Origin of the sequence: Aquimarina amphilecti (genome assembly GCF_900109375.1) — a bacterium.
Lineage (GTDB): Bacteria > Bacteroidota > Bacteroidia > Flavobacteriales > Flavobacteriaceae > Aquimarina > Aquimarina amphilecti.
The window spans coordinates 315509-329832 of record NZ_FOAB01000005.1 but is presented as its reverse complement, the minus strand read 5'-3'; the positions used below and the strand labels follow the sequence as shown (position 1 = coordinate 329832).

Here is a 14324-nt window from a genome sequence, read left to right as displayed (position 1 = left end):
ATTACAAAAAAGTGGTAATCCAAATGGACACCACTTTTTTAAAATTCACTAAATATCTTTTGACTATAAATCTAGATTTTTACAATTAAAAAACTCTCCTGAAGTTAATTTATCTGATTCATCTCTAACTCTTTCTCTTTGAATAATTCAAATAAGTCGCCAGCATCTTTGGTGTGCTCATCAAAAGGAATTAGCTTGATTTTTCCCTCTCCATTAGTTTCTGGAGGAGACTGTAGACTTTTAAGAACAAAATATTTTTCTCCGTTGAGCTCGGTTACTCCATCTAAAAGGACCCTATTAAGGTCATTCATAAACACAGGACCCCTCACCGTTCTAGCTAAACCTGAAGTTTTTTTCTGAGCTTCTTGAAAAACGCGCAGTGCTTTTGCTAATGGCACTCGAAAACAAGATTCTGGATTATGATCTGCCTCTACAAATAAATAATAAGGTATTAAACCATTGGCTATTTGCTCTTTCCAGAGTGCAATAAGATCTTCTGACGTATCATTAATTCCTTTTACTAATGGCCCTTGACAACGTATCACAGCTCCTGTTTCTCTTATTTTTTGTATTGCTTCTTTTACCACTTCATTTTCTAATTCTTTAGCATGAGTAAAATGAGCACAAAAATTAAGATGCTTGCCTTTTGATTGTATATATCGAAACAATTCTAATAATGCTGCAGCATCCTTATCTGTTGTAAAACGATAAGGCCACCAGGCCAAAGCTTTGGAATTAATACGTATAACTTGTACTGATTCAATTTCTAAAACGGGATCAATATATTTTTTTATAGCAGACGCCTTTAAAACTAAAGGATCGGCACCAGTAAAAAGTACATCCGTAATTTCGGGATTATCTTTTAAATATGGGATTGGATCATAAGGGTCTCTATAAGCTGTTTTTTTCTGAGCTTCCGTATTATCAAATGCAACCCATCTAAAACAATAAGAACAGTACGCATGGCAGGTCTTTACCATTGGATCTGGAAATAGGTTTAATATTGTCGGAAAATTTCTATAGCCTCCTGTAATAATTTCACCATCGATTTTAGGAAAACCAGTTTCTGCATGTTTTACTTCTGGATGCATTTTTTTCTTAACCGATTGCACAAAACCAATTCTCGTCTTTTCGTCTAGTCCTATTTTAAATAGCTGTTTTAGCTTTTCGTAGTCAAAAGCGCTTAGCATTTCTTTTCTAGGAAAAACTAACTTATATATTGGATCTTCTGGAATAGCTTCCCAATTAATTAAATGCGCTAACACATAATTATTTACCTTAAAGTGAAAAACACTAGATAATACATCGAATATTTCCTTTTCGTCTTTTGGCAATCTAGTATAATACTCTGTTTGCTTAAACGATTTATTATTGTAGGATTTAAATAACATAAATAATTGAGTGAATTTTAAATAAAAATACTTTTAGGATTGAGTTCGTTTTCTAATAATTTTTTATCCAACCATCCCATTTTTACTGGGACATCATATAATCTTCCTTGACCCGTTCTTCTCCAAAAATGACGAAGTCCTGGCGCTATCACTTTGACAACAGGTAAGCCAATATCGCCTTTCGTTAAATCTAAGAATAACACTTCCAAATCATTAATTTTTGTCGTTTCTACACAAAAATCAAGTGCACTTTCTATATTAGATTCACATAAAATCGGGTAATCAGTCTGAAGATTTTTCTTTTCTATTTTTTTTGGCACTAAGTACTCATCAGTTTTAAACGTTGCCATATCTAACCAATCTATAAAAACCTGGTCTTTGGTCAAATAGTTTTCTGATTGTACAATCGGAAGTAATTGATTCAGTTCTATTACCGCTCTTTCTATAGCAATATGGACGTCAATATGTGAACCAAAAGCATAAATAATATTACTTTTTGACGAATCATTAATCAAAGAAGAAATAGCGACAAAGGTTGGGATATTAAGATCTGAGGTGATATCTAAAACATAGATTTTACGTTCTATACTTTTATAATACTCCTCTATAGTTTCAAGATAAGGGTTCTGTGAAGTTGACAAATCTACTTCTGGCATTCTAATTCTATTATACCACCATATCGCAGCAGCATCTCTTTCTACTAATTCCAAAAAACCTTGCAAAATAGCTTCCTTAACAGTATTTCCAGCAGCACAGCCATTAGAATCAGGGTAAGAATACAATTTTTGTTCATCCTTAGCAGGATACTGAGAATAACTAAAACATGACGGTAAGTGCTTATACTTTTGATATGTTAGCGAATAAAATGAAGTCCATTCCATTTTTTCTTCAATATCGAAAGGTTGTGGAATAAAAGCATAAAACTTGGAAGTATTTTTATTAATCTCTTCTCGTTTTTCGAATTGAGTCTGGCTAAAATTCATACATTCATTAGGCAAAATGGCATCTTCTAAATCTTCATAAGAAGCTATAAAACTATACTCATCGCCATGATACATTAAACTGTAACGTTCAATTGCTTCACACAAAGCTCCTGTTCTTGCCTGTATACTATTTTTACCTTTCCCTCCATTTCCACTTCGCAAATGATGATTTAACCAAAATAACGATGTGCTTTGTAAAGCACGGTTTCTTCCTGATGCAAAATTAAATATAGGAATTCCTTCTTTTTTATGATATGGAGATACTTTAGGTACTATTCCTGATATGTTACTTATATGAATTTTGTATTTTTCAAATGTTTCTTCTGGTGACACTGTTCTGTAACCACCTAATTTATTACTTACCGTAGTTTTAGCATCTATATTAATTGGTTCACTTTTCTTTTTGAATATATCTTCATCTCCGCAAGCTTTACATTGAGGTCTTTTAGTTACTGCATGATATGTACTATTCATAGTACTTGTATTGAACGACACAATATTTTTTTTTAGAGTATGTTTTTCTTCTGAATACAACCATTTCACAACTTCTAAGACAGCCATATTACTCGCTATACTAACAGAAATAGGGTGATCAGCTTTTATCTGATCCTCTTGTACAAAGCCGATTGATTTACAAAACTGTTTAAATGGTTGATTAATTGTTAATCTATGATGCAAACATTTCCAGCAGGCTGTAGCGTCAGGAATAAAAAATGGACCTATTAAAATTTCATTCCCAATAGGCTTTATTAATAACCACTTTTTTTGTTCCTTTATAAAGTTTTGATTTAATGAAATCAAAGATTCGTTACTATAATCATCCGTTAAAACAACACTTAGTGTAGAATCATTATCAGTTATTCGGATACCTGTTTCAATACAGATATTCTTAAAAAAAGCATCATCGACGTTTCCAACCTTATAAATCTGAATTGATTTTTGGTCTAATATTTTCTTTAGTTTTTTAACATCAAAACCTAACTCTTCCCAATAAGCAGTTTTTTGAACCGAATAAGGGGAATCGTCTTCACGAATAAACCCCTTCCATTCTAAAGAGGAAATAATTTTAAACGTTGCAATAAAATCTGATCTATCTAAAAAATAATGAGCAAGTTCTTGTGTTGATAATTTGCCTTTATTTATTTCTTCCAAAACATCAATCTCTAAGGGATCTGATATTGGAATTATATCTTGATCAGAAATTACATATAGTAATTTCTGATCAATTTTTGAGATATAAATATTGGATTTTAACCGAGGGTTATCGATCATATGTTTTGATTAACAGCAGGTCATAATAATCTCTGCTTCTGCATTTTCATTAGCCTTTATAGTTAATAACATATCTGTATTAGGTATGTAATTTGGCATTACCAATGTTTGATTATAATTATCTAAGTCATCTATCCCTAGATTCATTGTTGCAGTTGGCGCATCTTTATTTACTTTTGCTACAGTTTGACTTTCTCCTCTATCGCTTAAGACTACTTTTTCTACCACCATTGGCGATTCTTTTATTGAAATAATTTTTTGCTTATCATCATCTGCTATTTTGTCTTTTGGCGTGATCAATAAAGTTGGCCAAGCTGTATGATGATCAAGGACAATTTCTAATCCTTGTTTTGGAAGAATCATACCTACACCTTCGAAAGGTATTTTTTCTTCACCATCAAAATAAAACACATATTTACTTTCTCCATGCAATTTCCCATCTGTTAAAAAAGCAATAGTATTTTTTGGATTTGTAAAAGAATCATATAAATCACTATCCTTAGCGCAGGCTAAACATAATTCATAATACTTTTTACAAATTTCAAAGATCTTTTCTTGATCATCTCCCCAAGATATTTTTTTTGTTATCGTTGGTTCAGTTTTGTTAATGATATTCTGCAATTGATCTGTTGTTACGTCTCCCATTTTTAGTTAATTTAGGTATGAATATTTATTTAAGCAATTGTATATATTTCGTTATTGTTTCTTCTTTTTGTTTATCTTCAATCCAATTTCTGTACTCCTCATAAGCTTGTAATTCAAAAATTTTGGCTCCTTGTTCTTTGGCTATTTTTATCGAGATTTCAAAAAATTCGATTTCATCATCGGATAATTTTTCATTCTTAGAGCACACTGCGACCGCAAGCATTCGATATAATGGTGACAAAAACACCATTTCTTTATTTTCTTTAGCCCATTTTATTGCTTTATTAGCTAGTATGATTGCTTGATCATATAATTCCTTATTAATCAAAGTATCCACCAAAACACCTTCGAGATAAGAATGTAGATATGTTTGTTTTGAAGCAATCCTTAAATCAGAAAAACCTTTTTGCGGATCAATAGTATCAATTCTCCAATAGTTATACACATTAGAATATTCTGCCAAAAACCCCATCTCAGGGTATTCTTCAAAAAATACAGAATTGATATCGTTTAATTCTTGGATCCAATTATCATCTCTAATCAACCAGGCAATCTGCATAAAATAAACATTCGTAATAGCTATAGAAGGAACATGATCTATTTGCAAAGCCCAATCACGCCCTTCTTTTAAATGATATTTAGCTTCTTCAATTGCCCCTTGTAATGCAAGATTAAAAGCGTAATTGGCATGTGCATGAGTTTTAGGATCAATTCCATTTCGAAAAGCTATTTCTACATCCAAATCCTTATTATATATAGATAATGCTTCTTCAAAATGAGAAGACGCCTCAGAAAGAAAACCATCTGTCGAAACAAACATTCCCATAAGAGGCAAACTATCTAATAAATTCTGTCTATTTTCAGTCTTCCTAGCTTTGTTTATGATCGCATTACATAAGTACAAAGCTTCTTTTCTATTAGACCGCATATGGTGATATTGAGCTAACCCCCAATTACTAGTATGATCCGCTCCACTGGATTGAAAGGTCTCCATAAAATCAACATCATCCTTAAGAAGTTCTTCTAATTGCATTGCTTTTTTAGAAAAGACTTCGATCTGCTCACTTCCATAACCTTCCAATACCATTAACGCAGGAATGATAATTCGATTAACCTCCAATTCTTGTTTCCATGCTGTTATCCCCGCTTCACATTCAGCAATCCATTCGAGACATTTTAAAGATTCATTATACGCTTCTTGATTTAAAGATCGGCGTATGGAAAAGTTTGTTTTCTTCAAACCATAAACAATTGCCTTTTGATAATCCTTTGCATTCGCATAATGTTCTGCCAATTCAAAAGGATTGTCTCTAACTAAATCTTCAAAATCATTTTCTATGGTTTCTGCAATCCTTCCATGTACTTCTTGCTTTAATAAAGATACCATACTATCATAAGCAGCATCACGAATTAACGCGTGACGAAAAATATAGCTTTCATTTTGAACTCGACGATGATGATAAATAAGGTTAGCATCCATAAGCGCTGTTAGATTATTTTGCACCATAGCTTCATCATGTAAAGATGATTTGACTAATAGATCATATGAAAATTCTCTTCCAATGGCAGCAGCAAGTTGCGCTGTTTCTTTAGCAAAACCTATATGGTCCAGGCGAGCATTTAATAATCCTTTTAAAGTTACTGGAACTGATGCTGCATCAAAGTTTTTGGCTAATGCATAGTTTTCTCCTTCAAGCACTAAATACTGCTCTTCTAATAGCATCCGAGTAAGATCTTCTATAAACAAAGGAATTCCATCTGTTTTTTCTATAATGTATTCCAATGCAGCTGTCTCAATTGATTTTTGTTGTAAAATATCTTTGATTAGAGATTCACTTGCCGTTTCATTAAGAGTTTTTAGCGTTATCTCTGAAAAATTTTCAAAATCCCATGCTGCTTTAAATTCTGGACGTGCAGTTAATAACAACAAGAATTTTTCATTACTTATTTTTGTTACTATTGTTCCTAAAAAATCTAAACTCGTAGGATCTATCCAATGTAGGTCTTCTATAATGAGTATAAATTTTTTATCCTTGTCTATATGAAGTATCAGTTTTTCTAATCCATCATATAAAATTTCTTTTTGTTCTGCTGGTGTAGCGTCAGAAATCTGATAAGCATCTCCTAACGGAACTGAAAACCAAGAACATATAACAGGAATAACTTTTTCGGGAGAACAATTTGCTTTTTTCAGAGCATCTTCTAAATGCGGTATAAGAGTTTCATTATCATGTACCCCTATATCTCTTTTCAGCATTTCAAAAACAGGATGCAAGGCATTGTTTCTATGTTCAGGCAAACAGCGACACTCTCTAACCCTAAATCTTTTATCAATTAATTGTTTTTTTGTTTCATAAATCAATTTAGATTTTCCTATACCAGCTTGTCCTTTTATTAGTAATGCTTTTCCATTTTTGGAATGTATCGATTCCCAAGTTTCAAAAATCTTGGTTTGTTCTTTTTCGCGGCCAATCATTTTTTGATCTGCACTTCTAGGACTAAGATTTGATAATGCTTCTGTCTGGCGTTCTCCAGTTAACAAGTACACATTGGTAGTATTTGTAATACCTGAAAACTCAGGAATCTTAAACGCTTCAAACTCTAAATGCGCATCCAATAATCTTCTGGTAGTTTCTGTTGCCAAAATCTGCCCTGAAGGTGTAGTATACAATAAATTAAAAGCTGTATTTGTCACCAATCCTTCTGGAGTAGTATTATGTTTTATAAGGACTGTTCCAGAATTCATTGCAATTCTAATCTCTAAACCAACACCGTGTTTTGCAAAAAGCAATGTATTTCTCTTTTGCAATTGACCAATAAGCTCTAATGCTGTTCTTCCTGCTCTTCTTGCATCATTATCACTTCCTTGTGGATATCCAAAGCACATTACAATGGTATCCGCTATAATTCCTGAGATATGAGCTCCAAAACGAACGCCAACTTCTTTACATAGATACAACTGATCTTTTTGAATGGTCTCTATCGTTTCCATTTCCATAACCGCGTGATCGGATACTGATAAAATAAGTTTAGCACAAAGTACCGTAATCTGTCTTTTTTCGCTATGCGCACTTCGCCAAACTAGCTGATTTACTTCTGTAGCATCTTCGGATTTTAGAAGTATTTCATTTTGCGGTTGAACATCTCCTACAATAGTACTAAAATTGATCTTAGAGAATTCTTCGTAAACCAATTCTGCCGTTGCTATACGGCGATTATGATTTTTATCTAACACTCGAGTCAATACTTTCCCTAGAGAATGCCCAAAAATTGAAGGAGGTAAAGGTACATCTGCAGGATTTAGTTGTTTCTGAAATACTTCAGCAACACTAGATCCTTTAATAGCAGGTTGTCCTGTAAGACATTCCAAAACAATTAATCCCCACGCATACAAATCCGATTTTACAGTAGGTGGATCACCTCTCAATTGCTCAGGTGCGCTATATGCAGGAGTACCTATCACCTCGTGAGTTAATGTAATATCCTTATAATCACTTGTTCTAAAATCATGGGTAAATATTCCTATTCCGAAATCTAATATTTTTATATGGGATCTGGTTCCTGTTTTAGTAACCATAATATTATGTGGCTTCAAGTCACGATGTATAATACCCTTTGCATGAGCAGACACCAAAGCATCAAGAACTTGCCCCATAAGAAACCCTGTTTCTTCAGCAGATATTCCATTATGAAGAGTTATCAAATCTTTTAATGTCTGTCCTGAGATATACTCAAAAACAGCAAAAGGTTCCTGATTCCCAGTATATCCTTTATCTAAAAGCTTTACAATATTAGGGTGATTAATTTCCGCACATAATTTAGTTTCTCTATCAAAGCGTGCTGTCTGTTGTTTTATAGATTTCTGATCTAGTACTTCTTTAAACTTAAGTATTTTGATTGCTACTGATTGACCCGTACTTACTTGGATCGCTTTGTACACAATACCATATCCTCCTTCTCCAATCTTTTCGAGTATTGTATAATTTTCTAAATGAATATCGACATTTGGGGCATTTTTAGTCGAGGGGTTTTCCATGATTAGGTTTTATAGTTGTTTTTTATATAAATCTTTAGTTTTAATTAGCTATTGCGAGCACTTCGCCAATGCATCGTTCTTCTTTTAAAATTTGAAAAAATCTGTGAGCAAACCGAATTTCACCATATCGCCTTTCAACACTATTAGCAAAAAGATATCCATACGGTTTTGTTTCCAACAATAATTTTCTGATTCGATAAATCTTTAAATTCAAGTAATACGCATCTAACTCTTTACCAAATTCTTTGCTCATATCATTTAATAAATCATCAATTGCCATCCAGCCTTGATCCCCAAAAACATATCCATTTTCTACATCCATTAATCTTTTACGGGCAAGTGCCAGAAGTATATAGTTATGAACTCTTTCTCCTAAATCCAATTCTAGATTTTGTGTTATAATTTTAATACGAATATGCTCCTCATCAGAACTTAGAACAAATTGAAAATAGGCATTATTCACTATGTATCCATTATCCATAGTATCTTCTAACACTTGATTTTCTATAAAAACATATTCCTCGTTATCAATTGTATATGTACTATTCTGAACCAAGTCAATTATATCTCCTTTTCTTTCTAATTTCCAAATTGCATCTTCGGGATAAATCAGAACTTCAGGTTCTTCTTCATTCGGAAACGCATGACCTGTAGTAAGTTCTATTATTTTATTTTGATCATTTAATGATTTGAGATAACTAGAAGGAGGATCTAAATTTATTATTTCCCATAATGTTGATATACTCTCTCCAAACTGAATTTTTGCTCCTTTAGTAAGTTTTACCGCTGTATTATTTATATACTCCCCATTTAACATAGTACCGTTTCTGCTATGATCTTGTATATACCAATTACTCCCACGCCAAGATATTAGTGCGTGTGATTGAGAAATATCTTTCTGCGAAATATACGTATGGGCAGTATTTTGATTTCTTCCAAATGTATGCTGCGTATTTAAGCATACTATTTCCCCAATTTTATTATTCTTGATAATAGCCATAATTCAACTATTCCATTTATTAAATTATAAGTGATTAACTGCAAAACACAATTGATTAAAATGGTTTATACATTGTATTAATTTAGATTATTACAATTAATATTAATTGCATAATCTAAATTTTAGAAACCATACAAAACTAAACTTTGAAGCAAAGATCACCAGATTCCTTTTTATACTACATTGTTAAAAACGAATAGTTCTTAAACTCTTAATCAAAGTATTACACCTTGATCTTTTGTATAAAAATTTTAGAATTTTTAATGTCTAAATATGTGTTTTGGGGAGGGGGAAAAGTTATTGGAATCATTACGTCAGTTTATTAATAAGTATTATTGTGCTTCTCAAATATATAAAAAACGAAGGTGCTTTTTCCCTTCAAAAACTATTTAAATTGAATAAAAACAACTAATTATTTCTAAACTCTTTCCAAAGTATGTTTAAGCCATATTTCGAATACTGTTTAACCATTAATCATGATTTCTGTTTTCTTATTCAAGCAAACGAGAACTGAATTTTCTTAAAATATTGACATAAAAATACTGTTAAATCAGTTTTTATTTTCTCAAATTTCACAGTTTTACATACTAGGATATTGGATATATCGCACCAAAAACAGATAAAAAAATCATCAAACACAAAATATTATACTTTTTTTATATCCTTAATAAAATTAGATTCAACAAGCAAAAACTCTTCAGATTTAAAACCAAAAAAAATAACCTAAAACACTTATAAACAAATACATATGTTTTAAAAAAACTCTTCTGAACATAGCAAAAATTAGTAACATACTATTTTTGCGAACAAATTTTTTTATGAATTATTAATTATTTTAGCGAACGTTCGCTTTTTTTATCAAAAACTTTTTTATAATATTGTCCTGTAATTAATTTACTATTTAGTAAATCTTATTACAAACTAGAATCTGGTAAACACTACATAAGTAGAAATTAGAATTCGCATTATTAATTAAAAAAATCTAAGAAGATGAAATCTCAAGTAAAAACTAAATCATTGGTTACCAATTGGGCTATTAATAACACGATTGATTACAATACATATGTCTACAGATCAAAAAACAAAACAGCTCAAAACAAAGCCTTTACCTTAAAATAAAATTTAAAACATTATATTATGACTACTTATAATTCAGCACTGGATACTGTACGTACACTAAAAGCTAAATATGGAAATACTTGGGCTACCATAAGTCCAGAAAACGCAGCACGTATCGCTATACAAAATAGATTTAAAACAGGATTAGATGTTGCCAGATATACAGCATCGATTATGCGTAAAGACATGGCTGAATATGATGCCAACAGTGTTAATTACACACAATCATTAGGTTGCTGGCATGGTTTTGTTGCTCAACAGAAAATGATCGCTGTAAAAAAACATAAAGGTACTACTGACAAAACATACCTATATCTTTCTGGTTGGATGGTAGCTGCATTGCGTTCTGAATTAGGGCCTTTACCAGATCAATCTATGCATGAAAAAACTTCAGTTCCTAAGTTAATTGAAGAAATTTACACCTTCTTACGTCAGGCTGATGCAGTAGAATTAAACGATCTTTTTCGTCGTTTAGATAAAGGAGAAGATGTTCAGGCAGAAATTGATAATTTTGAAACACATGTTGTACCTATTATTGCAGACATCGATGCTGGTTTCGGTAACGAAGAAGCAACATATCTTTTAGCTAAAAAAATGATTGAAGCAGGCGCTTGTGCTCTTCAAATTGAAAACCAAGTATCTGATGCTAAACAATGTGGACATCAGGATGGTAAAGTAACAGTTCCACATGAAGATTTCATTGCTAAGCTAAACGCTCTTAGATATGCTTTTTTAGAATTAGGTGTTGATGAAGGTATAATTGTAGCAAGAACGGATTCTGAAGGTGCTGGCCTAACACAAAAATTACCGGTTTCAATGGAAGCAGGAGATTTGGCATCACAATATATGGACTTTGTTGAGGCAGAAGAAGTTATTATTACTGATGTAAATGAGAATGATGTATTATTTAAGCGTGATGGTAAATTAGTACGTCCAGTAAGATTACCGAATGGTTTATATAAATTTAAAGAAGGATCTAATATTGATCGCGTTGTATTAGATTGTATTACTAGTTTAGAAAATGGTGCAGATTTACTATGGATCGAGACACCAACTCCAAACGTGAAGCAAATTGCTCATATGGTAAATCGAGTTAGAGAAAAAGTTCCAAATGCTAAATTAGTATATAATAATTCTCCTTCTTTTAACTGGACTGTCAATTTCCGCCAACAAGCGTTCGATCGCATGGAAGCTTCTGGAGAAGACACATCAGCTTACAATCGTAATGAATTAATGGATGTAAAATATGATAATACTGAGCTATCAAATAGAGCAGATGAAATGATTAGAATGTTTCAGGCAGAAGCATCTCGTGATGCTGGAGTATTCCATCACTTAATTACGTTACCAACATATCACACAACCGCATTACATATGAATGATCTTGTAGAAGGGTATTTTGGAGATATGGGAATGTTGGCTTATGTAGATTCTGTTCAACGTCAGGAAATACGAAAAGGAGTATCGTGTGTAAAACACCAACGTATGGCAGGCTCAGACTTAGGAGATGACCATAAAACATTCTTTGCTGGTGAAAAAGCTCTGAAAGCTGGTGGTGAGAAAAACACGAGTAATCAGTTTGAAGTTAAAACAAATACAAAAGAACCTGCAATGGCCTTAGATAAATAAGACTCATATTTGAATTAAATAAGAAAGGTGACCTATTATAGGTCACCTTTCTTATTTAATTTAAAAAAAAATGAAATAATAGAAAGCCGTAAACATATATAATATTGTAAGTGCAATGTTGATACACGATATCAAAAAGATACTTTATAGAAATACTTCTATTAATTTCGTATTGATCCCACTTAATTCTAAAGAAAAAATAGTTGCTGGGACTAATATAGTTTCTCCCATACTCAACACATAATTTTGATTTTTACATTTCATTTCTAAACTACCTTCAACACATATGTATATCACAAAAGAATCAACGGATGATAAATCTCTCAACATTTCTCCCTTAATATTCACAAAATTTGTTTTGAAATAAGGTGAGTTTACTAATTCATTAGCCAAATTAATTTTATTAGAATATACTGTTCTATAATCTGTATAATAATTAAAATCAATCGCATCAATAGCCAAATTCGTATGCAGTTCTCTCTTCTTTCCAGTAGTCCTATCAACCCTATCATAGTCATAAATTCGATAGGTTATGTCCGAGGTTTGTTGAATCTCTGCTAATAATACACCTGCACCAATGGCATGAACTCTACCCGTAGGAATATAAAATGTATCTCCTTTAGTCACTTTTTCAATATTTAAAACATCACTTAGCCTAGTATTATCAAGATGCTCTCTATATGTTGTCTTTTTTACTTTTTGATTGAAACCAACTATTAATTCTGCATCTTCTTCTGCTTGCATAATGTACCACATTTCATTTTTACCAAAAGAATTATGTCGTTCTTTTGCCAACTTATTACTTGGATGTACTTGAATTGACAAAGGTGTTTTTGCATCAATAAACTTAATTAATAGTGGAAAATTATTCCCAAAAGTTTCGAATACTCTATGACCAACTAATTCCCCTTGAAATTCATTGATCAATTCTTTTAACGATTTGCCTTCTAAATGGCCTTCACTAACAAGTGTTTCATTGTTTTCAACATCAGATATCTCCCAAGATTCTCCTATCGATTCTTGGCTATAACTTTTATTCAGTACTGTTTTTAACTTGTTTCCACCCCATATTCGATAACTATAAACAGGATTAAACTTCAAAGGATATAATTCCATTTATTATAATATTTCTTTAGTAAATGAGATAGCTATATTCTTTAAATATTCACTTGCATTAGACATAGCATGGTCTAAACTAACTGCTTGTTCTATTATAGAAGTTGCATAAGCAATACCAAAATCTTTGATAACACTTTCTTTTAAATCGATGGCTCCGCAAAACACTGCTAATCTGATGTTCTTATCTTTTATCGAAGCCAAAATACCTTGTATTGTTTTTCCTGAAAGTGTTTGTTTATCTAATTTTCCTTCTCCCGAAATAATCCAACTTGCACCTTGAATATGTTCATTAAAATTGGCTAGATTTTTTATAAGTTCAATCCCTGGTTCTAAGACCCCATTCAAAAACACTTTTGAAGCTATCCCCATACCGCCAGCGGCTCCAGCGCCTTTAACTCGTTGGACGTCAACGTTAAAAAAAGTATTAAGTACTTTAGAAAAATCTTCTAAGCCTTTATCTAACATCATAACATCATCTGGTGTTGCCCCTTTTTGAGGGCCATACACATAGGCAGCTCCGTTTTTGCCATATAACGGATTTTTAACATCACAGGCAATTTCAAATGTAACATCATTTAGTTTTGGATGTACCGCGCTAGAGTTAATCGAGACAATGTTAGACAGATTGGCTCCAACAGGTTTTACTTGTTCATTCTTTTCATCTAAGAATTGATATCCTAAAGCAGTCGCCATACCAATACCACAATCATTTGTAGCACTACCACCAATCCCTAAAATAATTTTAGAAACTCCTTTTTTCAAAGCATCAGCAATCAACTCTCCTGTTCCTAATGTTGTTGCATTTTTGCAATCCAATTCATTGGTTTTTAACAATTTTACACCAGAAGCTTCAGCCATTTCAATAAAAGCAGTTTTAGTAGATTCCGAATATAGATAAGACGCTTTTATTGGTTGAAAAAAGGGGTTGTTTACTTCGACAGTTATAATTTCTCCTTTCAAATAATAGTTTACTACCTCGATAGTACCATCTCCTCCATCTGCTAATGGTAACTTTACGATGTTAACATTGGATTTTACTTGTTTAATACCTATTTCGACTACATCACAAAACTCCATTCCTGTTAAGGAGTTTTTAAATTTATCTGGAGCTAGCACTATTTTCACATCAA

General features: G+C 32.1%; 9 protein-coding genes. 2 read left to right on the top strand and 7 right to left on the bottom strand.

All coding sequences use genetic code 11. From position 1 onward, the window contains the following. Positions 1–104: 104 nt before the first annotated feature. From BMY33_RS14875 to BMY33_RS14855, 5 genes are read right to left on the bottom strand one after another with little or no spacing between them, the layout of a single operon-like run. The gene (locus BMY33_RS14875) at positions 105–1391 is read right to left on the bottom strand and encodes a KamA family radical SAM protein (protein WP_091410038.1); all 1287 of its coding nucleotides are present in this window, start codon (positions 1389–1391) and stop codon (positions 105–107) included. A gap of 17 nt (positions 1392–1408) precedes the next feature. Further along, the gene (locus BMY33_RS14870; protein ID WP_091410037.1) at positions 1409–3646 is read right to left on the bottom strand and encodes a TOMM precursor leader peptide-binding protein; all 2238 of its coding nucleotides are present in this window, start codon (positions 3644–3646) and stop codon (positions 1409–1411) included. Between the two features lie 9 nt (positions 3647–3655). Beyond that, positions 3656–4291, bottom strand: a complete 636-nt coding sequence (locus BMY33_RS14865) for a hypothetical protein (RefSeq protein ID WP_091410035.1) — start codon at positions 4289–4291, stop codon at positions 3656–3658. A 25-nt stretch (positions 4292–4316) separates the two neighbouring features. Then, entirely contained in the window at positions 4317–8327 is a 4011-nt protein-coding gene (locus BMY33_RS14860) for a TOMM system kinase/cyclase fusion protein (protein WP_091410034.1), read from the bottom strand. 40 nt (positions 8328–8367) lie between these two features. Continuing rightward, positions 8368–9327, bottom strand: coding sequence for an FHA domain-containing protein (locus BMY33_RS14855; RefSeq protein WP_091410032.1), 960 nt, complete (start codon positions 9325–9327; stop codon positions 8368–8370). Between the two features lie 990 nt (positions 9328–10317). Between BMY33_RS14855 and BMY33_RS23925 the strand changes: the two genes are divergently transcribed. Beyond that, a complete protein-coding gene (locus tag BMY33_RS23925) occupies positions 10318–10446 on the top strand; it encodes a hypothetical protein (protein WP_280139537.1) in 129 nt (42 codons plus the stop codon). Positions 10447–10464: 18 nt separating this feature from the next. Then, positions 10465–12075 carry an isocitrate lyase gene (locus BMY33_RS14850; protein WP_091410031.1) on the top strand — a complete coding sequence of 537 codons (1611 nt, stop codon included), beginning with the start codon at positions 10465–10467 and terminating at the stop codon, positions 12073–12075. A gap of 144 nt (positions 12076–12219) precedes the next feature. Here the strand turns inward: BMY33_RS14850 and BMY33_RS14845 are convergent, their stop codons facing one another. Beyond that, positions 12220–13191, bottom strand: a complete 972-nt coding sequence (locus tag BMY33_RS14845; RefSeq protein WP_091410030.1) for a type I phosphomannose isomerase catalytic subunit — start codon at positions 13189–13191, stop codon at positions 12220–12222. A gap of 3 nt (positions 13192–13194) precedes the next feature. Continuing rightward, positions 13195–14319 (bottom strand): glycerate kinase, encoded by a 1125-nt coding sequence (locus BMY33_RS14840; protein ID WP_091410028.1) that lies wholly within the window; start codon positions 14317–14319, stop codon positions 13195–13197. Between the last annotated feature and the right edge of the window lie 5 nt (positions 14320–14324).